Source organism: Natronorubrum halalkaliphilum, from assembly GCF_009834785.1.
In the GTDB taxonomy this organism is placed as follows: Archaea; Halobacteriota; Halobacteria; order Halobacteriales; family Natrialbaceae; genus Natronorubrum; species Natronorubrum halalkaliphilum.
This window is the reverse complement of the sequence record NZ_WUYX01000026.1, coordinates 114,834-141,294: the sequence shown is the minus strand read 5'-3', so window position 1 is coordinate 141,294 and position 26,461 is coordinate 114,834. Positions and strand designations below refer to the sequence as shown.

The 26,461-nt window shown below is 62.9% G+C and carries 15 protein-coding genes and 1 pseudogene; 6 read left to right on the top strand and 10 right to left on the bottom strand.

Annotated features, from left to right (window positions below):
• Positions 1-84 precede the first annotated feature (84 nt).
• From GS429_RS07545 to GS429_RS07535, 3 genes are all read right to left on the bottom strand, one after another.
• On the bottom strand, positions 85-693 hold the full coding sequence (locus GS429_RS07545; RefSeq protein WP_160064199.1) for a hypothetical protein: 609 nt from the start codon (positions 691-693) through the stop codon (positions 85-87).
• Entirely contained in the window at positions 690-1,790 is a 1,101-nt protein-coding gene (locus tag GS429_RS07540; RefSeq protein WP_160064197.1) for a DUF3179 domain-containing protein, read from the bottom strand. Before GS429_RS07540 ends, GS429_RS07545 begins: the two co-directional genes overlap by 4 nt.
• 180 nt (positions 1,791-1,970) lie before the next feature.
• Positions 1,971-2,234 carry a helix-turn-helix transcriptional regulator gene (locus tag GS429_RS07535; RefSeq protein ID WP_160064195.1) on the bottom strand — a complete coding sequence of 88 codons (264 nt, stop codon included), beginning with the start codon at positions 2,232-2,234 and terminating at the stop codon, positions 1,971-1,973.
• A 1,208-nt stretch (positions 2,235-3,442) separates the two neighbouring features.
• Between GS429_RS07535 and GS429_RS07530 the strand changes: the two genes are divergently transcribed.
• The 6 genes and pseudogenes from GS429_RS07530 to GS429_RS07505 all read left to right on the top strand — a co-directional run bounded on the left by GS429_RS07530 (position 3,443) and on the right by GS429_RS07505 (position 16,266).
• On the top strand, positions 3,443-5,497 hold the full coding sequence (locus GS429_RS07530) for a sensor histidine kinase (protein ID WP_160064193.1): 2,055 nt from the start codon (positions 3,443-3,445) through the stop codon (positions 5,495-5,497).
• Positions 5,498-5,655: 158 nt separating this feature from the next.
• Entirely contained in the window at positions 5,656-6,792 is a 1,137-nt protein-coding gene (locus GS429_RS07525; RefSeq protein ID WP_160064191.1) for a response regulator, read from the top strand.
• Between the two features lie 66 nt (positions 6,793-6,858).
• Complete coding sequence (locus GS429_RS07520) at positions 6,859-7,689, top strand: winged helix-turn-helix transcriptional regulator (protein WP_160064189.1); 831 nt, start codon at positions 6,859-6,861, stop codon at positions 7,687-7,689.
• Between the two features lie 545 nt (positions 7,690-8,234).
• The gene (locus GS429_RS07515) at positions 8,235-15,320 is read left to right on the top strand and encodes a right-handed parallel beta-helix repeat-containing protein (protein ID WP_160064187.1); all 7,086 of its coding nucleotides are present in this window, start codon (positions 8,235-8,237) and stop codon (positions 15,318-15,320) included.
• A 229-nt stretch (positions 15,321-15,549) separates the two neighbouring features.
• A pseudogene (locus tag GS429_RS07510) lies at positions 15,550-15,799 on the top strand (redoxin domain-containing protein).
• Between the two features lie 257 nt (positions 15,800-16,056).
• Positions 16,057-16,266 (top strand): DUF7979 domain-containing protein, encoded by a 210-nt coding sequence (locus GS429_RS07505; protein ID WP_160064185.1) that lies wholly within the window; start codon positions 16,057-16,059, stop codon positions 16,264-16,266.
• 202 nt (positions 16,267-16,468) lie between these two features.
• Here GS429_RS07505 and GS429_RS07500 read toward each other — a convergent pair whose 3' ends face one another.
• The 7 genes from GS429_RS07500 to GS429_RS07475 all read right to left on the bottom strand — a co-directional run bounded on the left by GS429_RS07500 (position 16,469) and on the right by GS429_RS07475 (position 26,404).
• Positions 16,469-18,481: an ATP-binding protein gene (locus GS429_RS07500; protein ID WP_160064183.1), complete on the bottom strand. Its 2,013-nt coding sequence runs from the start codon at positions 18,479-18,481 to the stop codon at positions 16,469-16,471.
• A 160-nt stretch (positions 18,482-18,641) separates the two neighbouring features.
• Complete coding sequence (locus tag GS429_RS07495; RefSeq protein WP_235920763.1) at positions 18,642-18,911, bottom strand: DUF2249 domain-containing protein; 270 nt, start codon at positions 18,909-18,911, stop codon at positions 18,642-18,644.
• Positions 18,908-19,063 carry a DUF7560 family zinc ribbon protein gene (locus GS429_RS22655; RefSeq protein ID WP_425438194.1) on the bottom strand — a complete coding sequence of 52 codons (156 nt, stop codon included), beginning with the start codon at positions 19,061-19,063 and terminating at the stop codon, positions 18,908-18,910. The genes GS429_RS07495 and GS429_RS22655 overlap by 4 nt, the downstream gene beginning before the upstream one ends.
• A 245-nt stretch (positions 19,064-19,308) precedes the next feature.
• Positions 19,309-20,238, bottom strand: a complete 930-nt coding sequence (locus GS429_RS07490; protein ID WP_160064179.1) for a TorD/DmsD family molecular chaperone — start codon at positions 20,236-20,238, stop codon at positions 19,309-19,311.
• A gap of 2 nt (positions 20,239-20,240) precedes the next feature.
• The gene (locus GS429_RS07485) at positions 20,241-21,449 is read right to left on the bottom strand and encodes a 4Fe-4S dicluster domain-containing protein (protein WP_160064177.1); all 1,209 of its coding nucleotides are present in this window, start codon (positions 21,447-21,449) and stop codon (positions 20,241-20,243) included.
• A gap of 2 nt (positions 21,450-21,451) precedes the next feature.
• A complete protein-coding gene (locus GS429_RS07480) occupies positions 21,452-25,042 on the bottom strand; it encodes a molybdopterin-dependent oxidoreductase (protein WP_160064175.1) in 3,591 nt (1,196 codons plus the stop codon).
• 150 nt (positions 25,043-25,192) lie between these two features.
• Positions 25,193-26,404 carry an Mrp/NBP35 family ATP-binding protein gene (locus tag GS429_RS07475; protein ID WP_160064173.1) on the bottom strand — a complete coding sequence of 404 codons (1,212 nt, stop codon included), beginning with the start codon at positions 26,402-26,404 and terminating at the stop codon, positions 25,193-25,195.
• Between the last annotated feature and the right edge of the window lie 57 nt (positions 26,405-26,461).

Sequence of the window (26,461 nt, the reverse complement as noted above, 5' to 3'; positions counted from 1 at the left end):
TATCGTATCAAACGGCCGTTCGGCGCGCCCGGTCTGTTCACCGTATCGGACCGCTGGTGATCGCTACAGGGTCGCTCCTCGGCCTCACGTTGACGCTCCAGCGACGTCGATTTTTCCGGCGACGTACACCTGACTCACGAGTAGCAGACCGATTCCCACCGGCAACAGCCACACGAACATCGTCAACATGAGCCCCCTCGCCTGGATGCCGAGGGCGATCAGCACGACGGGGCCACAGCAGACCGTTCCGGACAGCAGCGCCGGAAACGACGCCAAGAGACCGGATCCGGCGCCGATTCCACAGGCGGCTGGCTGCACGACCGCGAGATAGGTCAGCCCCAGGTTGACGCCGACGAGGCCGGCAAGGAGGAGTCCGATGGCCGCGTTCACCGGCGAAATCAGAATCCGGACGACGCCAGTGTCGACCATGGCGACGGCCTCGAACGACGCGGGACCGGTTCGGTCGAACATTCGGCTCAGCGGATCGTCGATCACGATCAGATTCGCCGCCACGTCGGGTCGAACTGCGAGGTCGCCGACGGCCCAGAGGAAGGCGACCAGGTAGCCGATCACCACGGCGGTTGCGACCGCCAGCGAGTCGTATCGGCGGACGACGAGCAGCGTCGCAGCTATCGTTTCTTCGATCCGTGACCGGGGATTCAACCACCCGGCGAGTCGACCAGTAGTGCTCATTCGTGGACCACCGTCGAAGGATAGTAGCCGTACCAGGCGAACCACATCGCGTCGAAGCCGATCTCCCGCTCGAGGGGCAACGCATTCGATTCGTACGAGTCACCGTCGACGACGACCGTCCCCTCGTCCGCCTCGACGGATTTGCCGTCGGGGTTCCGATACACGTAGCCAGTGTCGAGTGCCTCGTCGTAGACGGTCACGTATGGCGTCTCGCTCATCGTTCCCTCGACGACCGTACGCTCACGCAAGGTGTCCTTGGGGACGGCCATCGCGCCATCGGCGTTCCGGGCGCCGATGACGACCGCTTTCATCGGGAACCGGTCGTCGGTCGCCAACGGAGCGAACAGCGTATTATCGTTCTCGTAGTAGCCCCTCCGCGGATTGTACTCCCCGTAGGGATCGTCGCCATAGTTACGGATGTGGCCGGTATCTTCCGTGAGGACGGCCGTCTCCGGATACTGCTCGCGCCATCGGTCCCAGGTCGTCCAGACCACCTGAAACTCCTCGAGGTATTCGCCCTCGTGTGGGCCGCGGATACCCAACGCGAGTATCTGGGGCCACCACGTCTCCGTTCCGCGGTCGAACATGACGAGGTTACTGTTGATCAACCGGCCGGAGACGCCGAGTTCGCTCTCGCCACGGTAGAATCCCTGTGCCGTCCCGGTCAGCGGACAGTACGTCACTGCAACCGACTCCCCGCCAACCACGTCGTTAACGATTTCGTGCCACACGAGAGTGTACTGCGGGTAGGCCTTCGCCTCGCCGTTCAGTTCGACGCCGAAGACTGGGTCACCTCCCTCGAGGTTCGCCGGGGGCTCGTCGGACGGAGCGAACTGCGGGTCGTCGATCGACGGGATCCCGTCTTGACCCGGTCCGTCGGACAGATTCGCGTCGTTCAGTTCCTCGATCGTGTACTCCTGGGGAAACGATCGGTCGACGGTCGGCGGACCCTCGGCCACAGCGTTTTCATCGTCGGTCACTCCGTCGAGGATTCCGGGGGTACCGAGACAGCCTGCGAGGGCAGTCAGGCCGACGGCCGTCGCCGAGCCGAGGACGCTCCGTCTAGAGCAGCCGTTCGTTGTGGGACTGTCTCGCATAGGTAGTGGAAGGACCGCCTTCCCAATAACCCGGCTGCGGCTGTGTACCCGGCATACACATCCGATAGCAACCCTGTCCTTGAGCGCCGCACGTACCTCCACTGCTCGAGGCACTGGAAGTGCGGTTACCGAATCCGACGAAACAAACGTGATCGGAAGACCCAGGTGGAGGTACGCGTATCAGTTTTCAACCGGCGGTGCGTGCACCTGCTTACCGTCTTCCGTTAGTGAATAGACCGATTGGCGTGCATCCCGAAACGAAATTCGTTCCTCAACCAGCCCGGATTCTTTCAATCGCGTCAGCGCGAACCGGACGGTCCGTTTTGGCAACATCGTCTCTTCGGCGAGCTCCTGTTGGTTCAGTGATGTATTATGCTCGAGGACCTTGTATACGAGTTTGGCGCTCGGAGGGAGATCGGACAGTGTCTCCGACGGGTGTTCCATTGTGGTAGTATTTTCGAGAGTGGAGTAACGACTTTCGCGCTCGTGTGTGGTGGACACACGAGCGATGCCGGCGTGCGCCTACCTCTATCGTGTCCGGTTTGCTGCCACACTCACAAAACGGGGGCCGTCCGCTGTCAACGGTTGCCGGTGGACTCGACGAACTTGCGAACCGTGAGCTCATCTCCGGCCACGATCTCGAGAAACACGGCAAGCGGAATCACACACCCCGGACAGTCAACATCTAGCCGCATCCGACCGTCGATAACCGTCGGTTCTGGAACGGAGTCGACTTTTTTCAGTAGGATATCACAGTTCGGACATCGAAGATCTGTCGTGCCCATGGCGTATTAATTGCGATCCGATCGAGCGTACACGATCCCGGCGAGTAACCCAACGGCGAGAATTCCCAGCAGCGGCCGGAGCGGATCGACGTACGTAGCCAACCACGAACTTCCGAACAGCGCGACGAGAACCGCGTTACAGTGCGGACAGGCGACGGCAAAAAAGCCACTTGCGACACCGCCATAGGCACACCGATCACCGGAACACTCTGTGCGTGCTAATCGCTGGACGACGTACACGCCTGCGAGGACCGAAGTAAGCCCAAGAAACCCGAAATCGAGCGGCGTACGCGGCACCATCCGATCGAAGACGGGTGTCGGAACGAGTCCGGTGAGTACACCGGTGAAGACAAAAAATCCCCCCGCAACGAGCCCTCCTTTGAGAAGTGTCGACCGATCTGGCTGCACGGGTATTCATCCTCGTGGTGATATAAAAATCGCTCGCGGAAATGTATTACCGATACACACTCTGTGATGATCCTCCGCGCCCTGAAGGACGCGACTTCCCGTACCGCAGGTGAGTCAGCCACTGGTTCTTGACACGACCTGTTCTGGCGTGTGAGACGTCTCGGTCTCGGGGTCGAATGGACGTGAGTTAATTAGATGCGATAGGCTAAATGTAACTAACTCTATATCCGTATGCCAGTAGTTGCAAATGGCCTTGCAAGAGTTGAGTGACACCCCTGGATGGTTTGTCCGATACGATCGGCGGTCAGATCCGTTTGCCTGCCACTGAATTTTAGTTCGAGGCGGTCCACCGGCTGTTCAAAATCACGTAGCGATGCTCGAGTCGATTTCGAACGCCATCCGTGAATACGGCACAGAATCCCCGTAACGCTTTTCTCGAATACGTTCCCTCTGTGACTCGTGCCTGTTGCGTTCACGTCGCTTCACGCGGCGACACTGGTCTCGGTCGGGCTCTTGAATATAGGGCTCGCCGTCCTGGTTCTCAGGACGCGGTCGGACCAGGACGTCCGTCCCCTCGGTGGGTTCCTCGTCGGCATCTCCCTCTGGACGATTCCACAGGGGTTCTTGCTCGTCGAAACCGATCCCGCCGTCGGACTCGCGTTGTCGGTCGTAATCAACTCGGGGGCCGTGATCATGGCGACGGGTCTCTTTCACTTCGCACTCGCGTACACGGGCCGCACCGAGTGGCTCAGACCGGGGCGACTCGGCGCGATCTACCTCGGCACGTGTCTCTGGATCGTCGTGATCTGGACGGATCCGATTCACAACTGGATGCACCAACCGATGGAGTACACGGAAGTGTTGCTCCCGGTCGTCGAGTACCAGAAGACCGGCTACTGGCTTTACGTCTTCTGGAATTGGTCGCTTTCGGCTGGCGGTATCTTTCTGTTCTTCCTCGAGTACGTCGACGCTCGCGGCAGCGGTGTCTACCACAGACAGTCCCGTCTGGTCGTGCTCGCACCGCTAATCCCGGGTGCAGCGAACGTCCTCGCGTTCTTCGAGGTAACCAGCGTCAACTACTCGGTCTGGGGATTCGGTGCGACGGGAATCCTCATCGCCATCGCACTCTATCGATACCGGTGGCTGGACCTCGTCCCGATCGCCCGCGACCGGGTAATCGACGAGATGCGCGACGGCTACCTCGTGATCGACGACGATCGGCGCGTCGTCGATTACAACGCTGCAGCCCGTTCGATCGTCGACGAGGACGTCGTGGTCGGGGAACCGATACGGACCGCCCTGCCGGAGGCCGGCCCGCTGCTCGACGGCGAACGGACCGAACTGACGATCGCACGCGGTGCGACGGTCGTCGACGCGACCGTATCGAGCGTCGGCGACGAGCGTACCGAGGGTGCGGTGTTGATGCTCAGAGACGTCACCGAGCAGCGTCGGGCCGAGCGACGGTTCCAGGCGCTCATCGAGAACGTCTCCGACGTCGTCGTGGTGGTGACCGCCGACAGTGAGATTACCTACGCGAGTCCCTCGGTCCAGTCCGTCCTCGGGTACCGGCCTGCCGACGTCGTCGGAACGTCGGTGTTCGACTTCGTCCACGGCGAGGACCGCGAGCGTGCCATCAACGCGTTCGACGAGCTTCGGACGGGGCCCGACGACGAGACACGGTTCGAGTATCGAGGTCGCCACCGCGATGGCTCCTGGGTCGGTCTCGAGGGGGGATCGGTCGACCTGCTCGACAACGACCTCGTCGACGGCGTCGTCATCAGTATCCGGGACGTTACCGAGCGAAACGAGCGTGAACGCGAACTCGAGCGGACGAACCAACGTCTCGACGAGTTCGTCGGCGTCATCAGTCACGACCTGCAGAACCCGCTCGGACTGGCGAAGAACTACACCAGACTGGCCACGCAGTCGGGCAATCCCGACGACGTCGGAATGGTCGCGGACGTCCTCGATCGAATGGAACGAATGATCCAGCGGTTCCTGACGATGGCCCGAGCAGGGACGACGATCACCGAAACCGAACCGGTCGATCTCGCCACCGTGGCGGCGGACTCGTGGGTCGCGACGGCGACCCAGGGGTCGACCCTCGAATGTGAGTTGCCGGCCGACTGGACCGTCGACGGCGACTACTACCGGTTGCGTCACGTCTTCGAGAACCTCTTTCGCAACGCCGTCGTCCACAACGACCGGCCCGTGACCGTTCGGGTCGGAGCGCTCGACCTCGAGGGCAGTGAAACCCAGAACCCAGGCGAGTTCGCCGACCATGACGACCGGAACACTACCGGAGACCCGGTCGGCGTTTTCGTGGAAGACGACGGTGTGGGTATTCCGGAGTCGATCCGCCCGTTCGTGTTCGAACGAGGTCACACCACGAGCGACGACGGCGCCGGATTCGGTCTCGCGATTGTCCGCGACGTCGTGGAAGCACACGGGTGGAGCATCGAGGTCAGGAACGGTCCCGACGGCGGTGCACGATTCGAGATCGTAACGACGTGATCGACTGATCCACGTAGTGAGTCGGATGAAACCGAACTCGAGCCGCCGGTGACGGTCGTCGAAAAAGATAGGTCCCCGTGTCTCCGATCTCTAAGGATGACTCAGGACAGTCGCGACGCGACGCCGTCGGATTGCCCGCAGTCTTCGCGGGTGAAACGATGACGGTTGCGAACTCCCTTGACGTGTTGTTGCTGGAGGACAACCCCGACGAGGCGGCGCTCGTCGAACGGGTAGTTCGCGGAGGCGGTGCGATCGACTCTCGCGGGCGGGACACGACCGTCACCGTCGGAGAGTGGCATCACGCAACCTCGCTCGCGGCGGCGGTCGACGTCCTCGGTCGGACGCCCGTCGACGTCGTCCTCTCCGATCTCATGGTTCCCGACAGCAGGGGTGTCGAGACGATCGCCGCCCTGGTCGACCACGCACCGACCGTGCCGGTCATCGCGTTGACGTCTCACGACGAGGCCGTTTCCGGCACGCAGACGATCCAGGCCGGCGCCCAGGACTACATCCCCAAGGGTCGGATCGACGGGGAACTCGTCGGTCGGGCGATCCGATACGCAATTCAGCGCAAACGCCACGAACTCGAGCTGGTCGAGGCGAATCGACGACTCGCACTTCTCAACCGGATCATCGGTCACGATATCCAACGCGAGATGAGCGTCGCCGTCGGCTGGGCCGGCGAACTCGCGACGCAGGTCGACGGCGAGAGCGACGCCCTCGAGGCGCTGAACGACGCCCTCGCCAACGTCGTCGAATTCGCCGATGCGGCGGCGGACGTGGTGACCGTCGTCGAGCAGGCAGGAGACGCCCTCGAGCCCAGGTCGATCGACGCCATCGTCGAAGCGGAAGTCGACCGGTTCTCGCGCGACCACCCGACAGTCGAGTTCACTGTCGACGGGACGAACGACGAGGCGACAGTGCTCGCAACGCCGATGCTGGGATCGGTGTTCGAGCACCTCTTCGCCGAGGCGATTGGTCCTCACGATCACGATCACGATCACGACCGCGAGCACGAGTACGAGTACGAGTACGAACACCCTCAGCCACACGTCGCCATCACGGAGGATGGCAACCACGTTACCGTGACGATCCGCGGAGCGGGAGTTGCCCTCTCTGACGGTCAGGAAGCGTTACTGAACGCCCGCGAAGCGTCGACGGAGTCCGTTCGTCGAATGCGAACTGGACTGTATCTCGCCACGACCGTGATCGACCACATCGGCGGGACGATTTCGGTGACCCCCGGCCCGCGGATCGTAGTGACGCTCGAGCGGCCACCCGAACCCGACGAGTAATTCTCGAGGTGAGGACACTGTCAGCTAACCGTGACGTATATCGACCCCCGCCCGAATGGTCGAGTGATGAACGACGACAGTCGGGAGGACGCGCTGTCCGCGACGCTGTCGGTAGTCTCGAGGAAGTGGACGCCGCAGGTGGTAGTGGCGTTACACGGCGAGGGACCGCTCGGCTTTTCCGAACTCCAGTCGGCCATCCCCGGCGTCTCGTCGAAAGTCCTCACCCAACGTCTCGAGACGCTCGGAGCGGCCGGCGTCGTCGATCGCACGGTCGTCAGCGAATCACCCCTGCGCGTCGAGTACACGTTGACCGAGGCGGGCCGGGAACTCGAGGCCGTGTTCGACAGCCTCGAGTCGTGGGGCCAGCGCCACCTCGTGACCGACGACCCGGAGGTCGTCGTCGCCGACGAGGACCGCCGACTCACGGGGCTCTTCCAGCGCTGGTTCGAACCGACCTACGTCGTCCACCGCGCACACGACCGCGCCGAACTGCTCGAGGCGGTCGACGACGAGACGACGGTCGTCGTCTACGACACCCACCTTCCCGGGACGGGCCACGCCGACGTTCCCTCCCTCGTCGGAAGCGTAACGAAGGCGTGTCGGCTCGTCGCGTTGCTCACCGGGCGGATCGACCTCGAACTGCTCGAGCTCGACTGCGACGCGGTGGTGCGCAAACCGGCCACAAAGGATACCGTCGACGAGGTCATCGAGACGCAGGTCGAACGATACGGTGAGCCACCTGGCGAACGTGAGTACCACGCGCTCCGCGAGAAACGCGAGGCACTCTCGTCGACCGTCTCGGCGGCCGTACTGGCTGAGAGCGAGCGGTACGAGGGACTGTGCGAGCGGCTCGAGGTGCTCGCAGACGACCGCGAGTCCGCCGGAGACGACTCGTAGGTTGCGGGTGCATCGCCGGATTGCTCCCACCGACACCGACTCCCTGACCGTACTTACCTCGAGGTAACCGTGCCCGTACCCCGGGGTAAGCGCCAAGTTATAGGTCAGTGCTGGAGACTGTCTGTATGATTCACGGGTGTCTGGGTGAACGAATCGGATTTTGCAGACCGCAGGTGGTCGCCGTCTTGTTTTCCATACTGATGGTGACCTCCGTCGTCGCCCCGGTGGGGGCGGCGAGTGCGTCAAACGTCGCTGCGGACGATAGTGGTGGAACGTTCGACGCGTTTACCGACGACGGGGACGACACTATCGAAGCGACTACAGCATCGACCCACTCGAGCAACGAATCGACCGACGAGAACGAGACGGAGGGGGATTCGAGCACTCTCGACACATTCGAGTCCACTACTACAAACTCGGACGAGGACTCTCTGGGGGAACAGCGTACCCAGGACAAGTCTGACGACCTCGTTGGCACGCAAATCTCGCGTTCGGCCGAACCAATCACCGAGTGCAGGACACTCAATAAACCTGGCGAATACGAATTGCAGAATGATCTTCAAGGCTCAGAGACCTGCCTTCAGGTTGAGGCTGACGGCGTCACTATCGATGGCAACGGCCACACCATCACTGGCAGTGGCTCAAGTGACAGTTACGGGATCGAGGTTGGGGTCGTCGACCACCCGTACTCGACGGATATCGAACCCTGGAACGTCCACGTCCACGATGTTACGCTCGAGGGCTGGGACAACGGGCTCACCGCGAGGAGTGTCGAACGCCTCACCGTAGAGGAAGTTACCGCCGAGAACAGTGCCAGCGACGGCATTCGAGTACGGGACGGCGTTGGTATCGAAATCAGCGAGGCGAAGGTGACCAACAACGGAGGAGACGGCATCTCTTTCGGGGACGTCCACGACAGTACGGTCGAGTACGTGACGGCGTCCATGAACGACGATTCGGGTATCTCTTTCTTCATGCCGTCGGGCGACAACCCCGGGTACAACACGAACGTCACCGTCGCGCACAACGTTGTCACCGACAATGGCCAGGACTTCAACGGCGACGGCATTCGCGTGACCGGTGACGAGATAGTCGTTGTGAACAACACGGCGACTGGGAACAACGGCAATGGGATTGTCGACGATCGTTCGTCGGTTGACAACACGTACACGCACAACAACGTCTTAGACAACTACGGCCACGGCATCCTGGTCGACTACACAACTGAGGGAACCGTCGTCGAGTACACGAACGCGACGGGAAACGCTGGCTCGGGGATCAAAGTCGACCCGTACGCAGCGAACGTCACCGTCGTCCACAACCATCTCGAAGGGAACAACCACGGCGTCTACGTCGCCAGCGGCACCGATAACTGGTTCGAGAACAACACCGCCGTCGCGAACAGCGCAACCGGGTTCCGTGCGGAAAACGGTGCGTCCAGAAACACCTTCGTCGACAATCGAGCGATCGACAACGAACAACACGGTATCCTCATCGAGGGATCGAGTAACGACGCCAGACTGATCGACAACACGATTCGCGGAAGTGGCGACCGCGGCGTCGACGTTCGCGGATCCGACGGCGTCACGCTTTCGGGCGACACGATTTTCGACAGCGGCAACTGGGACATCAGGGCCGGCGATTATCTCGACAGTAGTTCGACCGGCGCCGAGGTCGACAATGTCACCGCGAGCGACGTCACGGTCGGGCACGCATACGCCGAGATGACGATCGACTTCGTCGCGACAGACGTCGCGTTCGGTTCGATCGTGCGACCGAGTGTTCCCGAGGAGTTGACCGCCGTTGGAACGGTGCTCAACGTCGAGTCGCATCCGACGGACGGCTCTCTCGAAATTACCTTCCACTACGACGTCGGTGACGTCGACGATCCGGACACGCTCGGCATCTGGTCCCACGACGGCGCCGAGTGGAGCGAGATCGGTGGGGAGATTGATCCGGACGCGCGGACGGCGACGGCGACGACGACCGAGGACGGAAAAATCGGACTCTTCGGTGAGCGAGACGCCGAAGTGCCCGAGACTGGGGCGCTCGAGGGCGTCGTCACTGGCGACAGTTCGCCGATCTCGGACGCGGACGTCGAGGTCATCGAACAGGTCGACGTCGGCGACCCTGACCCCGCCCCGGACGGATTCACGGCGACCCTCTCGACCGACGAGGACGGTGTGTTCGAGGTCGACGTTCCACCGGGCGTCTACAAGATCACCGTCGAGACGCTCGGCTACGACGACGGCCTCTATCAGAACGTCGAGGTCGAGGCAGGCGAACACGAGGCGATCGGTGAGATCGAACTCGATACCGTTCCGGTTCTGACCGGCACGGTGACTGATTCGGAGACGAACGATCCGGTCGAGGGTGTCGAGATCCAATCGCACTTTTTCCCGAGCGAGCCGAAGTTTTCGGCCACGACTGACGCCGACGGAGCGTACGCGATCAACGTTCCCGAACACCACTCCCAGACGCCCTCGGTCAGGTTCACCGCCGATGGATTCTACCCGGAGGTGCTCACGGCTGACGACGCCCTCCTCGACGATCCAACGGGCGGTGACGTCGCACTCACCCCCGAATCCCCGACTGGAACTGTGGTCGGACAGGTGACCGAGCAGTCGACCGGCGATCCAGTCCAGGGCGCATTCGTCTCGGTGAGCAGCGATCCCGGCGTCGAATTCACCGACGAAGACGGGTGGTACGAACTCGAGGTCGAAACCGGGACACACACGATCGAGGTGACCACCGAGCACGTGCCGCCGATGACCGGAACGAGCGACGTCGAGGTGACCGAAGGGGAGACCACGACCGCCAACGTCGAGGTCGCCCCCGACACCAGGAGTCCGGAACTCGCCGTCCAGGAGGCGAGCGTGACGCCGCTCGAACTCGAAACCGGCGACGTGGTGACAGTCACCGCGTCGGTCGAGAACGTCGGCAACGAGGATGGCGAACTGATCGTGCCCCTCGAGGTCGACGGCGAGGTCATCGACACCGAGACCGTCGAACTCGACGTCGAAAAGACGACTCCCGTCGCGTTCACGCACGCGTTCGATACGTCCGGCGAGTACGAGGTGTCCGTCGGTGGCGTCGACGCCGGAACGGTCACCGTCAACGCGGGTCCCAACCTCGTCGTCTACGGCGCGAACGTCGACGAAGCGGCCGTCGAACTCGGTGAGGAGGCCGTCGTCGTCTCGGCCAGCCTGATCAACACCGGCGACGTGCCGGGGACGGAGACGATCGAACTCCGCGTCCGCGAGTCGGGGACGGGCGCGGATCTTCGAACTGTCGAGAGCGAATCGTTCGACGTCACACCCGGTGAGATCGACCCTCTCGAACTGTCCTGGGACCCAGACGCGGACGACGAATTCGACCTCGGTGAGAACCTCAGTGTCGAATTCGACGTCTACCTCGGTGACCTGCTCGTCGACACGGTCGCCGTCGAGGATCGCAACTCGGACATCCAGGTGATCGCGGCGTCGACGTCGGAGACCGAGCTGATCGGGGGTGAAGAGGAGGCGTACGTGATCGGGTCGATCTACCAGGCGGGTACTATCGAAGGGACCGAGGAGATCGAGCTGACGGCGACGCACGAAGACGGAACGGAGACGATGGTGGGGAGCCAGGAGGTAACGCTGTCGCCGGGATACTACCACCTGGGTGCGCTGAACGTGACGTTTGCGCCCGAGCAAGCGGGGAACTACACGCTCGAACTCGGCGAGCGGAACGCTGGCTCCGTGGAAGTCGAACCGAGGGAATCGGACGTCCAGGTGATCGCCGCCTCGGCGTCGGCGACGGAGGTCATCGAGGGCGAGTCGTTCCACGTGGTGGGCAGCATCTACCAGGCGGGGAACGTCGACGATCCACAGGACGTCGAGTTGACCGCGACGCACGAGGACACGGGTGCAGTGGTCGATCTCGGTGTCTCCGAGGGCATCTCGCTCGCGCCGGGATACTACCACCTGGGGGCGATCAACCTCACCGGCGAGATCGATCTCGACGAATCCGTGGGAATCGAGGCGGGCAACTACACGCTCCACCTGGGCGAGCGGAATGCCGGTACGATCCACGTCGAACCGAGGGAATCGGACGTTCAGGTGATCGCCGCCTCCGCATCGGCGACGGAGATCGTCGAGGGCGAATCGTTCCACGTGGTGGGCAGCATCTACCAGGCGGGGAACGTCGACGATCCACAGGACGTCGTGCTGAACGCGACGCTCGTCGAGGACGCGGCCGGCGAACCCGTGACCGACGGCGAGACGCTCGAACTCGGCGTCTCCGAGGACGTCTCGCTCGCGCCGGGATACTACCACCTGGGGGCGATCAACCTCACCGCACAGTTCGACGAACCAGGAAGGTACGACCTGACGCTTGGGGACCGATCGGCTGGTCAGATCGACGTCGAACCGAGGGAATCGGACGTTCAGGTGGTCGCCGCGTCCCTCTCCGAGATGAACGTCAGCGTCAACGAGGAGTTCTACGTCGTGGGCAGTATCTACCAGGCGGGGAACGTCGACGATCCACAGGACGTCGCGCTGAACGCGACGCCCACGGACGGCGGGGAGCCGATCGAGCTCGACGTCTCGGAGGACGTCTCGCTCGCGCCGGGATACTACCACCTGGGGGCGATCAACCTCACGGGGACGCTCGACGAGACGGGTACCTACGATATCACGCTGGGTGAGCACGACGTCGGTACCATCGGCGTCGAAGAATCACCGTCCGACATCCAGGTCATCGCTGCCTCGCTCTCCGAGATCGAGGTGCTCGAGGACGAGGAGCTGTACGTGGTCGGCAGCATCTACCAGAACGGGACCGCGAACGGCGGTGATTCGCTGTCGGAGGACATCGAACTCTGGGCGACGAACGAGACCGGTGACGAACGCCACCTCGGCGTCCAAGAAGACGTCGAACTCAAACCGGGATACTACCACCTGGGGGCCGTCAACATCTCGTTCGCCATCGACGAGCCGGGGACGTACGACCTCACGCTGGGCGGTCACGACGCTGGACAGCTCGAGGTACTGGAAACCAATTCGGACGTCCAGGTAATCGCGGCGTCGGCCTCTGCGACGGAAGTACTCGAGGGCGAGTCGTTCCACGTGGTGGGGAGCATCTACCAGGCGGGGAACGTCGCCGAACCGGAAGATATCGCGCTGACCGCCACGCACGAGGACGGTGGGGGCCCGATCGAGCTCGGCGTCTCCGAGGACGTCTCGCTCGCGCCGGGATACTACCACCTGGGGGCGATCAACCTCACGGGGGCGCTCGACGAGCCGGGCAACTACACGCTCGAGCTGGGCGAGCGGAACGCCGGTACGATCCACGTCGAGCCGGCGGTCTCGGACGTTCAGGTGATCGCGGCCTCGGCGTCGGCGACGGAAGTCATCGAGGGCGAGTCGTTCCACGTGGTGGGGAGCATCTACCAGGCGGGGAACGTCGACGAACCGGAAGACATCGCCCTGACCGCGACGCACGAGGACGGCGGGGACCCGATCGAGCTCGGCGTCTCCGAGGACGTCTCGCTCGCGCCGGGATACTACCACCTGGGGGCGATCAACCTCACGGGGACGCTCGACGAGCCGGGCAACTACACGCTCGAGCTGGGCGACCGTCCTGCGGGGACCGTGGAGGCATTGCCCGCGGAGTCGGACGTCCAGGTAATCGCGGCCTCGGCCGACGCCAACGAGGTGGCCGCCGGGGAGTCGTTCAACGTGATCGGCAGCATCTACCAGGCGGGAACGGTCGACGACCCGGAGAACGTCGCGCTGAACGCGACGCTCGTCGAGGACGCGGCCGGCGAGTCCGTGACCGACGGCGAGACGCTCGAACTCGGCGTCCAGGAGGATGTCTCGCTCTCGCCGGGGTTCTACCACCTGGGTGCGCTGAACGTCAGCGCGGCGTTCGAGGCCGACGAACTCGGAACGTACGAACTCGAGCTCGGCGAGCGGCCCGCGGGCACGATCAAAGTTCGCGAACCGATCGTCGAGCCGTCGATCGTCGACGTCGACGGCCACTCGTCGGCCATTGACCCCGACTTCGACGAGCGCACTGTGACGTACGCGAGCGACGACGTCGCGGTCGAACTCAAGGCCGAGTCGGACTTCCCGCTCGAGTCGGTGTTCGTCCACGTCTCCTCGCTCGAGTCGAACTACCAGGTGGAAGTCGAAGCCGAATCCGCCGCCGACGGCACGCTGGCTGCGGAGATTCCGATCGAGGGCCCGGATGCGATCGCCGACGACGGGGCGTACGAACTCAGCGCGATCGCGGTCGACGAACACGGGTACTTCGGGCTGACCGCCGAAACCGAACTCCTCGTGATCGACCGCGAGGAGCCCACGATGTCGGTCAGTATCGAAGACGTCACCGCCGACGACGCCACGGTCGTTGTCGAGAGCGACGTGCCACTGTCGGGCGTGCCGACGATCGAACTCGACTTCGACGATTCGTCGACGCAATCGTCGGATCCGTCGGTCGAACTGACCGACCACGACCCGACGAACACGACGTTCGAGGGGACGCTGACGTTCGACAAATCCGGCGAGTACACGGTCACGGTCACCGGCACTGATCGTGCCGGAAAGGAAGACACCGACGAGACGTCGGTCGTCGTAAACACCGACCTCGTTCTCTCGAACGGTCAACTCGCGTTCGAAGGGGCGAATTCGAACGTCACCTTCGACGTCGACGGGGTGCACGAGGACCTCTCCGACGAGGAACTGTTCCTCGCCGTCTCCGAGAGTACGGTCAATGCGAACCTCGACGACGGCGCCGTCGGCGTGGGATTCCTCCAGACCGAACTCCCCGGACTGCTCGAGGCCCACCTCGAGGGCGCGGAGATCAAACTCACAGTTTCGGGGGCGGACCTCCCCGACGGCGTCGGTACGGACGACCTCGCACTTCACCACTACGACGGTGGCGGTGAGTGGACCCCCGTCGAGGACGCCGAGATCACTCAGGTGGGGAACGACATCTCCGTCGTTTCGGCCGTTCCGGGCTTCTCCACGTACGGCGTTCTGGTGACCGACACGGAACCGCCAGAACTCGGCTCGGTTACGCCTGCGGACGGCGAAACGGTTTCGACGGCGTCCGAAACAATCGAGGTTGTCTTCGAGTACGATGACGCGATCTCCGGCGTGAATGCCAGCGCCGTTGCGATGGACGTAAACGGCGCGGACGTCACGGACGACGATGCCACGAACATCCACTCGACGAAGGCGACCCACGACCTCGAGATCGAGTACGACGAGGAGTATACCGTTACGGTGACGGTCGTCGACGAAGCCGGCGAAGAAGCAACCTTCGAGACGACGTTCACCGTGGTAGAGTCGACGGATTCCGATGACTCCGGTGGTTCGGGTGGCTTCCCCGGTATACCGCCGTCTGATCCAGCTGACGACGACGCCGACGAGAGCGAACCGGACGACGGAGACGACCGCGATGGTACCGATGACGAATCGGCCAGCGATACGGCTGACGACGCTGATGGAGCGGGTACTGGAGTAGACGACACCGGTGGTAGCCCGGACGACGCGGCTGGCTACGATGACACCGTTCCCGGCTTCGGCGTGATCATCGCCATCGTTGCTATCCTCCTCGCAACGGCGATCGGGCTCCGACGGCGATAGGGGCCGGAGGATACGACGGATTCGGTTTGTAACGATAGCTCAACACGACGACGGGTGCCCGTTGACGCGTTCAAGGAACGGTACCACTCGGTCGGGGCCCACATATTGCATTCCGGATCACATTTCGTCGGGATCCGGAATATGTCCCGCTCAACGTTTTTGATGCGAGAACGGCGCCTATCATGACGGTATCCAATATATGCGTATGCCCACGACCTGAGACACTGCTCTGACGTTCACGGCGACGGTCGGCACAAGCGACCACGAATCGTTCGACCTCACGGACCACCTCGGGGACGGTCCGGTCGTCCTCGCGTTCTTCGCCGGTGCGTTCACGCCGCCCTGCACGAACGAAATGGTCGCCCTACAGGACCGACTCGAGGAGTTCGAGGGGTACGGTCGCGTACCGATGGGTTGCCGACGACCCGACGAACGAACCGCCTTACGACGATCTGCTCGAGGCGGTCGAATCGGTTTGATTTTCGAACGGTACCTCTCCGTTCGCATGGAACACCACAGCGAGCAAGACGAATCGCGATAGCGGTGGGCGAGGAGAACGAGGTAGCTCACTCCATTCCTCATTGCTGAACCTATTTTCGGCGACGAGTAACACACCCTCGACAACTATCCCGGTAGACGATTGTCAATATAACGCACCTCAAAACCCGCTTCAAATTGACGGTCATGGATTATCACCACAAAAATATTGAAGACGCTGCAATTGGTATTGTATACCATGAGTAGGACCATCACACTCGAACCGGTTGAAAACGTCCCCTCGGATTCCCGAGTTTGCCACTACGACGAACTGGACGAAGACGCGAAGGAAGAGTTCCCGACCCTCACCGAAAACATCGACGTCTCCGTCGACAGTACAATCGCGAACGGACTCGAAGACTGTGACCTCGTGAAGTATACTGACTACTACGAAGTCTCCATTGGCTAATCCACGCACCGCGATTCCCACTCTCGTCGTTTCTCGGTTGCCGTTCGTCCCAAGCCGTCGATATCGTAGTGACTTGACCGACGATCGAGTTACCCTTTCTCGACGCACAGACGACGCTCGCGGAGCGGGGCTGAAACCGCTCCAGTAGCAGGTTGAATTCCCCTCGTTGGGGATTGGCTTGCTTTCGGCCAGGTTGGGGATGTCACTGGCTACCGCTCGCGGGGAGGGCAAATGAGAACGTCGCTCCCTCGTCGGGTTCGGACTCGACCCAAATCTCACTGCCGTGGCGTTCGATAATCCGCTCGCAGAGCGCAAGCCCGATGCCGGTGCCGCTGCCATCGCTATGACTGTGGCCTCGCTGGAACACCTCGAAGATCTGCTCCTGTTCTTGCGGATCGATCCCGGTCCCCTCGTCCTCGACGGAGATGATCCAGTCGCTGCCGTTTCGCTCTGCGGTTACGTGAACCGTTGGTCGGTCGTCGCTGTACTCGATGGCGTTATCGAGGAGGTTCTGAAACACCTGCCGCAATTGGTCGGGGTCGCCCTGTACACGCGGGAGCGAATCCGCTTCGATCGTTGCATCGTTCTCCGTGATCGTCATTTGTAGGTTATCACGGACATCGTCAAGAATACATTCCAGGTCCACCGGCTCTAACGGGTCGCCTTGCGTTTCGACGCGGGAGTACTGGAGAAGCCCGTCGATCATCGACCGCATTCGCTCGGCCCCATCCACTGCGAACTCGAGGAACTCCTCTCCCTCCTCGTCGAGCTCATAGCGACTATCGATGAGTTGGAGGTACGACGAGACCATCCGCAACGGCTCTTGTAGGTCGTGTGAGGCCGCATACGCGAACTGCTCTAACCGCTCGTTCGATTCTTCGAGTTCAGCGACCAGGCGTTCTAGCCGTTGCTCTCGCTCCTTCCGGTCGGTGATATCAGCAACCGTTCCATGCATCCGGATCGGGTCGCCGGAACCATCGTATTCGACCTCTCCCCGTACCTCTACCCAGGTGATGTCGTCGTCTTTGAGCCGGTACTCGGTTTTGAGCTTACCCGTGTCCGTAACAGCCCGTTCGATTTCGTTCTTCGTTTCCTCCGTCTCGTCTTCGTGGATTTGATCGTAGAAGACTTCTATCGGAGCCCCTTCCGTGATAATTACCGAATCCGTTCCGTACAGTTCCGCGAGGTATTCGTCACCAGTTACGACGTTTTCCCGGATATCCCACGTCCAAATCCCGATCGACGCGGCCTCGGTCGCCACGTCCAGTTGCGCCTGGCGTTCCCGTAACTGCTGTTCCGTTTCCGTCCGCTCGATCGCCTCCGCGAGGATGTTGGCGACGCTCTGGACGAAGTTGACGTCCTCCTCGGTGAACTCTTGCCGGTCGGTATCGTGCGTTCCCAAAATCCCCCACGGCTCGTCGAACGGTCCGATGATGGTGCTGATGCCGCTGTGGACGTCGTGGCTTCGAAGGAGGTCTGGGCCGCTAAACCGCGTCTCCGTCTCGAGGTCTTCGACGACGATGGGATGAGAAGTAGCCAGCGTATACGCCGCCTGTGAGTCCGCTTCAACGGACGAGACGGTTGCCTCTCCGGCGATCCCGTCCTTCCATCCAACACCTTGTCGAAGTAGCAGTTCCTCGTTCTCGGGATCGAGGTCGAGCACTTTGCAGTAGTCGTTGTCGAGTGCGTCGGCGACCTTTCGGACTGCCTCGTACATGAGGTCGTCGAGGTCGTCGGTCTCGAGTGCGAGCTGACCGAGATCGGCCACAGCATCTTGCTGGTTGGCTCGACGTTTGAGTTGCCGAGTTTGCGTTTTGGCCCGGCCGTCATAGATACCGACACCGAGACCTCCGACGCTACCCAGCGCCGTGAGAATCGGAATCCCGGTCAGTGGTTCGGAAATACCGCCTTCGGGCTGGAGATGAAACAAGATGAGGAGGCCCGCCATCGTCCCGAACCCGGCGAGACACCAGCCGGCGATGTCGGTGTGGAACTCGGTGTTGATATCGCTCTGTGAGAGCCAATACGCCTCGTAGATGAGGACGAATCCAGGGACCGCGATGAGCACTGTTATAATAAAAATGCTACCGGTTGGTGCGCCAATATTGAACCCGATACCCATCCGGAAAACGGAAAATACGACGTAGAGAACTCCAAGAGCCCCGATAATGCGCCTTCCTCCGAGTACAGAGACGAGACGACGCCAGTGAGCCATGCTATCACTGTGTGCGTGGACAGCATAGTAGTGTTGGAACGCAATATACGACCACACCCTCCGTGACGTTACGACCGGACGTGTTGTCGGACGTGAAAATTGCACGATCCCAGGGAAAATCCGGAATGAGATGTTCGTGGCCGCAGTCAGCACTCACGTTTCACACCCACGGGCCGGCCTCGGCGTCGAACTGGTGGTACAGCGGCTTGGGACCGTGGTCGTTCACCAGGACGAACCCGTTGCCGGCGTCCAGCCCGTTGAAGATCGCGAGCAAGCCCTGGTGGCGCCGCTGGGGTTTGAGATCCCGAACGTCGATCGTTCCGTACGCACCGTCGATCGACTCGCCGACGCCCAGCCGGAGTTCCCCGCGGTTCCGCGTCGGGATGGTCGTACACCCACTCGAGTGTGCGGTCGTGTTCGAGACGTTCATGGGGTTGGATTCGCCGGTTCGAAGTCGCTTTCCGAGACGGTTGCGCCGCAAAACACGCAGCCGGTGCTGACCAGTTCCGTCAGAACCTGTGAATCGACGACGGTTCGTTCGTGACAGTGCGGACATTCGAACTCGTACAGTTCGGGCCCCATCGTTTACTGGTCGATACGTGACCCCATCACATACCATTGGATCCACAGTACGGTGGGGAATTTGACCGACTCCCGTTCGAATCCTCTCCCTCGGGTCTGATACTGTCGGACAGCAGTCGGTCGCGAAGTCGCGGCCGTCCTCGAGGACGACGGCCGCAGTAGCGCGACCGAGCTTCGAATAGTTCTGTCCGGCAGTATGAATCGGCAACTATCGTGGAAAGGCGAGCATGTACTCGTCCTACGCCTCATCGGTCATCGAGACCGTCCTGCGCTGTTTGACTCCCCGGATTCCTTGGGTTCCCCGGACTCCCCTCGAGGTCCTCGAGACCGGTGGCGTCGGCTCCACACCCACCGCAGCTACGGCCGGCCGCTCCGAAGATACCCTCGTTCCACTCCGTTACCTCGGACGTATCCGGCACCCACTCCGGATCGAGGTCGAGTATCGCTATCTCGTCTTCGACGAGCGCCGCCAGGAGATCGGCCACCGCGGCGAAGAAGCCGTCGTCGTGGGCGCTTATCTCACCGGCGAACCGCCAGAACCATCGGCCGAGGTGGGCCTCGAGAAAGGTGCGGCGGGCATCGACAACGATCGTCACTCCTTCGTCGTCGCCTGCTCGACGCAAGCGTGCGTCACGCAGGCAGAGGTGGGCGAGAAACTCCAGTTGGTAACAGACGTGATCGCCGCGATACGGCATCTTTTCTCCGACGTCGATACCGAAAGCGTGGTAAAATCCCCTGATGTCGGCGAGCTGTCTGACGGTGGTCAGCAACGGGCCCGGCAAGTACGTCAGTTCGTACGGTGAAACGGTGTGGCCTTCCTCGACGCCGAACAGTGACGCCCACCGTTTTTTGCGTTCCGCGGTATCGGTGAGATGGTCGTCGACGGCCGTCGCTGCGTCTTCGACGGTTCGGTCGAGTGCCGCCGCGGCGTTGACGAGCGCGGTAGTGTCGTCCATCTCCAGACCGCCGTTACCGTCCGGTCGTTCCAGCCCGAGCGCCAGTAGCGAGTACAGCCGAGCACGGTGCAGTGCCGTCGCGGCATCGCCGGGCGGCAACTCCGGCGTCGGATCGGCGTCAGTGTCGCGGTCGTCACGGGCCGTCCTGTTTCCTCCGCTCGATTCGTCGTTTCGTTCGCTCGGTGGTCCACCGAGAATGCTGAAGTCGCTGTCACTCATAGTTACGTGATGTCGAGTCGATAAACCTCCTCGCCGTCGACCTCGTCGACGCGGTCGCGTTCGGTTTGCGGTTCCGTAATGGGTACCCGACCGACTTCGTCGCCCTCGTAGTAACCGACGGCTTCGCCGTCGTCGACCTCGAACGCCGTGATCGACCACTCGGTCGACCCCATCAGGTTCAACAATCCCTCGAGGGCGGGTTCCTCACCGTCGCCGATCGCCCGGTAGGTCTCGAAGGCGTCCTCGACGCCGGGGCCAAACAGTTGCTCGAGGTAGTCGACCGGCGCCGTCGTCGGCGGAATGTAGTAGACGTTGGGTTCGAGGCCGAACTGCGGATACAGCGGGAGAGCGACTTCCTTCTGATGGACGAGAAAGTCCAGCGGGTTCGTCGGCTCCGCCATCGGATCGCTGTCGTCGGCCTCTTCGGGCGTGTTGATGTAGCCGTGGAGTCGGATCTTTCCGAGACAGGTTTCGAAACACTGCGGCGCTCGTCCGTCCTCGGTCTTCGGATAGCAGCCGACGCACTTCTGGGAGATGGTCTCGGCCGGGTTGTACTGGGCCTTCTTGTACGGACAGGTTTCGTTACAGACCATCTGTGCCTGACACTCCTCGCGGTCGATGAGGACGACGCCGTCCTCGGGGCGTTTGTAGATCGCCTGGACCGGACAGCCGCCGGCACAGCCGGCGTACGTGCAGTGGTTGCAGATCCGCGGGAGGTAGAAGAACCAGATCGGGTGCGTATCCTCGTCGAAGTGGACGTCCAGATCCATCTCCTCGCCGGCGGTCTCGTCCTCGCCGAGGTTGGGGTACCGCCAGTCGTCTTCGATGTCCGGCATGAAGCCGGCAACGTCCTCGTTGATACGCTCCTCGGTCGGGTGGTTCTCCGGATCGTCCCAGTCGACGTCCTCCGTTTCGAAGATGGTGTCTCCCTCGTAGGTATCGCCGTCCCACTCCATCGTACCCATGTCTTCTAAGGTCCGTTTGTCCCACCCGATCGGATGGGCGCCGTAGGGCTTGGTCTCGACGTTGTTCCAGAACATGTGCTCCTGGCCCTCCTCGTGGGTCCATGTCGTTTTGCAGGCCAGGGTGCAGGTCTGGCACTCGATGCACTTGTTCAGGTCGAACATCGCCGCCCACTGTCGCTCGGGACGTGACTCCTCGTAGGGAAACTCGACCTCGCGATTCAGCTGCCAGTTGTGAACCTGTGGCATCGTTAGTCACCTCCGGTCTCGATAAACTCGCCGTCCAGATACTGTTCCATGGCGTCGTCCTCGTAGCCGGGACGGAGCCCCATCTCGGCGACGCGCCAGAGCCGCTCGCGCTCGTCGTCGTCCTCGTCCAGGAGCCCGCCGTCCTCGGCGTGTTCGACGCGAACGAAGGCCTCCTTCGGCGCGCCGTTCGCGCAGTGGACGTCGTCCCGGAATCCGACGTCGATATCCTGGCCTGCGTACTCCTTGCGGGCCATCGTGTCGGTCAGCAGCGTCCGCCGGAACCAGGTCCGGGTCGCACTCTGGTGGCTGCCGTAGCGGTAGTAGGAGACGTAGTCGGTCTCCTCGTTGCGCGCCTCGCCGTCGCCCTCGTCGTCCTCGAGGCCCGCTTCGTGGGCCGCAACCGTCTCGTGTGAGGCCGCGTTCAGGTTCATCCAACTCTTGACGATTCCCGGGGGCAGCGCCGGCTGGTACCGAACGCGCAACATCGCTCGCGTCACCTGGTACTGATCGTCGTCGTCCTCGTCCCAGCCGCGGTACGGTCGGTCCTCGGGGTCGGCGTCGACCCAGACGTAGTCGCCGTCCTCGAGCCCCTCCGCTCGAGCGTCCTCGGGGTTCATCTCGAGGTAGGCCTCGCCGATGTAGGGGCGGCGTTCGTCCTCGCGGTCGAAGTCGCCGTAGTTACCCCACCAGACGGCGATGTTCGGCAGGGCGTTGGCGAAGGTGTGTGCGCCGTGGCGGTACTTCGGCGTCATGTAGTTGTAGCGGAAGCCCTCGTCGCGATCGGTCAGCGGATGTGACGTCTCTCCGAGTTCGTCGGGACTCAACACCACGTTTCGAACCTGCCGGAGGTCGCCGTCCCGCTGATCGGGATCCCACCCGCGGTCTTCGGGGGTCTCTGGGTCGATTAGCGGGTGATCGCCGCCGTCGACGAGAACGTGGGGTTCGTTTGGCGTGCCGTCGACGATCTCCCGGAACACCGGCAGCGACTCGCCGGCTTCGGCGAACGGCTCCTCCTCGCGGAAGAACTCCATCCGGCCGGTCTTGGTGTACCAGGGATCGTCCTCCTGGGTCTGGCGGCTGCCCATGAACTTCGGGTACGTTCCCGTCATGATGAGCTTCGGAACCCCCTCCTCGGCCTCCTCGAGCATGTCGTCGATATCGTATCCTGCCACCGGGTTCGAGTGGTCGATGACCCGCTGGAGGTACGGCCGGGCGCGGTACTCGTCTTCGTCGATGAATTCCCAGTAGTCGGTGAACCGCTCGTCGTCCGTGCGCTCGGCGAGGGCTTCCGCCACACCGGCGTAGATCTGGGCGTCGTTGCGCGTGTTGTAGATGCGCTCATCGAGACCCGTCGTCGGCATCGTCATGACGAAGGGGTTGGTGACGCTAGCGGTGATATCGTGGAGGTGGTGTTCGGCCCAGGAGTCGGCCGGGAAGACGATGTCGGAGTATTCGCAGGTCTTGGTCCACCACCACTCGTTGGTGAAGTAGGCCTCGATCCGGCCGTTCCGGAGCATGTTCTGGATGATATCGTAGGCACCCTTCGCGTTCCCGAGGATCGAGTTCGAACCGCTCGTCCACATGAACTTCGTCGGCGTAAACATGTGTGAGTCGCCCATGTAGTACTCGCCGTCTTCGGGGTCGTACTCGCCGTCGTCGTCGAACTTCAGGGGCCGGTCGCCGTGGGAGTACCAGTGGGCTGACTGCATGTCGTAGCGAACGTTCGTCGTCGCCGGTTCGTCGGGATCGAGTTCGATGTCGAAGGGGTCCTCGCCGGACCACTGGTCGCGGCCGTTGAAGTACGCGCCGCGGTAGTTCCCCGAGTAGCTGCCGACGTTCCCCGCGAACCGGCCGACGTTCTTCGTCAGCGACGTGACGAGGAACGAGGCCCGGCCGAACAGGTCCTGATTGTTGTAGTGGTTCGGTCCCATCCCGGTCAGCAACAGCGTCGATTCGTGACTGGTTCCGATGTCTTCCGCGAGGCTCTCGACGGCGTCGGGACTGGCGCCCGTGACCTCGGCGACGCTGTCGGCGTCCCACGTCGACTCGAGGTACTCCGCGAGCAGGTCGAAGACCGTTCGTACCTCGACGGTGTCGCCCTCGACCGTCTCGACCTCGAAGGTGCCCTCGAGGCTGGCCGGCACGTCGAAGTCGTCACCGATCTCGTCGCGGGTAACGGGAACGAACTCCTCGGCGTCCTCGTCGCGAACGACGAAGTCACCCCACTCGGTGCGGAGGTCCTCCGAGAGGATGTTCTCCCAGACGTCGAGTTCGCCGTCCTCGAGGCGGTCGTCGGCGACCTCCTCGTCGTCATCGTCGTCGGTGACGACTGTCTTCTCTAGTTCCGCGGGTTCGTAGTCCTCGTCGAGGTCGCTCGCGCGCAACAACCGACCCTCGTCCATCCGGACGAGCAGCGGGAGATCCGTGTAGGACCGGACGAATTCCTCGTCGTACATATCCTCCTCGAGGAGTTGTCGGGCCACGCCGAGCAGGAGCGCGCCGTCAGTGCCGTTCCTGACCGTGACGAGTTCATCGCACTTCGTGGCGGTCGCGTTGTAGTCGGTGAAGACGCCGGTAACCTTCGCGCCCTTCATGCGAGCCTCGGTCAACCAGTGGGAGTCGGCCATCTTGGTGCAGATCCAGTTCATCCCCATGATGACGATGTTGTCGGCGTACTCGACGTTCGCGAGGTCGAAGTCGACCGTCTGTTGACCCGTCACCATCGGATGGCCCGGCGGCAGGTCCGTGTGCCACGAGTAGTTATCCAGGCCGACGGCCCCGAGCGCGTCGTCCTCGTCGACGTCGCGAACGTAGTTATCGACCAGCGCAAACTGGTTTGCAACGCGGTACATCCCCTGCAGGCGGATCATTCCGAGCAGGGGCATCCCACCGCGAACCTTCATCGTCCGAACGCCGGCGCCCTGGGTCTCCTCGACGACGCGCTCGTCGTATCCTTGCTCGAGGAGCATCTCTTGGCCCTCATCGCCACTGTAGTGGTCGGCGATTTCCAACATCGTCTCGGCGGCGAGATCGTAGGCTTCCTCGAAGGAGACCTCCTCCCAGCCGTCCTCGCCCCGCTGGGCGTACTCCTCGGGCATCGAGCCGTCGTCGTCCCGGGGGAAGCCGTCTTCGGCCCACTCGAGGAAGCCCTCGCGGACCATCGGGGCGTGGACCCGACGGTCGCCGTAGAAGCGTTCGATCATCGCGAGCCCCTTCTGACAGACGCGGGGATCCCAGCGATGAGAGGCCTGGTTGCCCTGGAGGTCCGTCGCCTCCCCGTACCCCATCGACGGCTGGAGGCGAGTGATCGTCCCGTTCGTGACCTGCGCCTCGAGGTAACAGTTGTGCGTGTCGTTCGGCGTACACGTCAGCATGAACGTGTCGTCGACGTCCCAGATATCGCGGTAGAACTCTTCCCAGTCGCGGTCGGGATACTCCGAGAAGACGTTCATCGGCCGCTCGTCGTCGTCGTCGGGTTCGTCATCCTCGAGGGCCGGACAGCCCGCGAGCCCGGCAGTTGCCGCGACTGCGCCAGCCTGAAGGACGGTACGGCGAGACGGGCCGCTCTCGCGGTCCGGGTCGGTATCAACCATCGAACCACCTCGGTTTCGGTCGCGTTCGGTGCCAGTTGGCTCGCGGTTCGTCGTTTCTGGCGTTTCTGAACGCCGATTCCGCGCGGAAGCGTCGTGTTCGAATCATGGTCCAAGTGCGTGTCGTTGTGCGTTCGCTCGAGTCCGCCATCGTTACCCCCTCCTCAGTTCGATCATCGCGCCGGTCGTCCCCAGTTGCGAGCGGTCTGCGGCGGCCAGCACGTCGCCGACGTCACGCCGGAGCACGTCGCAGACGCCGGTCGGGTCCTCGACGACGGCCCGCACGCGAGTTCCGGCCGTCACCGTTCCCAGTTCGTCGCTCAACTGCCGGACCTGGCTCTCCAGAGGCAACCCGCGCAGGTCGAGTGCATCGTCGGGCACGTCATCGAGCACCTCGTCGACGAACGCGCCGACCGTCTCGGTGAGGGCGTCGAAGGCCTCGTACTCGCGGCGACCGCCGGGATTTCGTTGGAGCGATCGATCGAACGGGAGTTCGTGGACGACCGGAACGTCGAGGTCGACCGAGCCCTCAAACAGGGTGTTCTGTGTGCCACAGCACTCGCATTCGAACCCGCTCATGTTGACCACCCCCGCGGCGGGGGTGACGCCTCGTTCGTCGAACAGTTCGATCGTCCGTCGCGTGTCGTCGACGCTCGCGTCGAACGGCGTCGTCACGAAGACGGCCCCGTCGACCGGCACGTGCTCGAGCGCCGCGCCGACCACGTCGTCGGATCCCGCGGGCATGTCGACGATCAGCACGTCGCGTTGGTCCCAGGCACCCTGGCCGAGCAAGTTTTCGACCGCGCCGTAGGCGATCGCGCCGCGACGAGCCGTCGGCGGATCGCCACCGACGACGCCGGGGCTGAGCACCTGGAGCCCCTCGTCGCCCTCGAGGGGAACCGGCTGGCCGTGTCCGTTCGTCAGGACCGGCCCCTCGACTTCCGGGAGGAGGTGCGGGACGTTCGGACCGTAGATATCCGCATCGAACAGCCCGACGTCGTACCCCCGCGCCGAGAGGGTCCGGGCGAGCGCGACGGAGACCGTCGTCTTGCCGACGCCGCCTTTCGCGCTCGCGACGGCGATCACGTGGTCGACCGCGGGTAGCTCGACGTCTTTGTCCTCGTGTCGCGCCGGGAGGACCCGAACGCGTCGGGTCTCCGGGAGGGCCAGTGCGGCGCCGCGGATCTGTTCAACGATGCGCTCGGCTAGACCGTCTCCGAGGCCGTCGATCGCGACCTCGACCGTCACCGTCCCGTCCCGCCTGTCGAACCCGCGGACGATTCCCTTCGAGACGGGATCGCTGCCGTCGGGGAGGTCGATCGCTGCGAACGGGTTCCCGGCGCGAGTGGGTGGCTTCGTCGTCATGGGCTCGGTGGGACACCGGTCGGGCGCTTTACGCGCGGTTCGGCTCGCGATCGGGTT

Bases quoted from the DNA above. Each gene is read 5' to 3' on its own strand.
- GS429_RS07545 (WP_160064199.1), bottom strand. From the start codon at position 693: ATGAGCACTACTGGTCGACTCGCCGGGTGGTTGAATCCCCGGTCACGG.
- GS429_RS07540 (WP_160064197.1), bottom strand. From the start codon at position 1,790: ATGCGAGACAGTCCCACAACGAACGGCTGCTCTAGACGGAGCGTCCTC.
- GS429_RS07535 (WP_160064195.1), bottom strand. From the start codon at position 2,234: ATGGAACACCCGTCGGAGACACTGTCCGATCTCCCTCCGAGCGCCAAA.
- GS429_RS07525 (WP_160064191.1), top strand. From the start codon at position 5,656: ATGACGGTTGCGAACTCCCTTGACGTGTTGTTGCTGGAGGACAACCCC.
- GS429_RS07520 (WP_160064189.1), top strand. From the start codon at position 6,859: ATGAACGACGACAGTCGGGAGGACGCGCTGTCCGCGACGCTGTCGGTA.
- GS429_RS07505 (WP_160064185.1), top strand. From the start codon at position 16,057: ATGAGTAGGACCATCACACTCGAACCGGTTGAAAACGTCCCCTCGGAT.
- GS429_RS07500 (WP_160064183.1), bottom strand. From the start codon at position 18,481: ATGGCTCACTGGCGTCGTCTCGTCTCTGTACTCGGAGGAAGGCGCATT.
- GS429_RS07495 (WP_235920763.1), bottom strand. From the start codon at position 18,911: ATGAACGTCTCGAACACGACCGCACACTCGAGTGGGTGTACGACCATC.
- GS429_RS22655 (WP_425438194.1), bottom strand. From the start codon at position 19,063: ATGGGGCCCGAACTGTACGAGTTCGAATGTCCGCACTGTCACGAACGA.
- GS429_RS07490 (WP_160064179.1), bottom strand. From the start codon at position 20,238: ATGAGTGACAGCGACTTCAGCATTCTCGGTGGACCACCGAGCGAACGA.
- GS429_RS07485 (WP_160064177.1), bottom strand. From the start codon at position 21,449: ATGCCACAGGTTCACAACTGGCAGCTGAATCGCGAGGTCGAGTTTCCC.
- GS429_RS07480 (WP_160064175.1), bottom strand. From the start codon at position 25,042: ATGGTTGATACCGACCCGGACCGCGAGAGCGGCCCGTCTCGCCGTACC.
- GS429_RS07475 (WP_160064173.1), bottom strand. From the start codon at position 26,404: ATGACGACGAAGCCACCCACTCGCGCCGGGAACCCGTTCGCAGCGATC.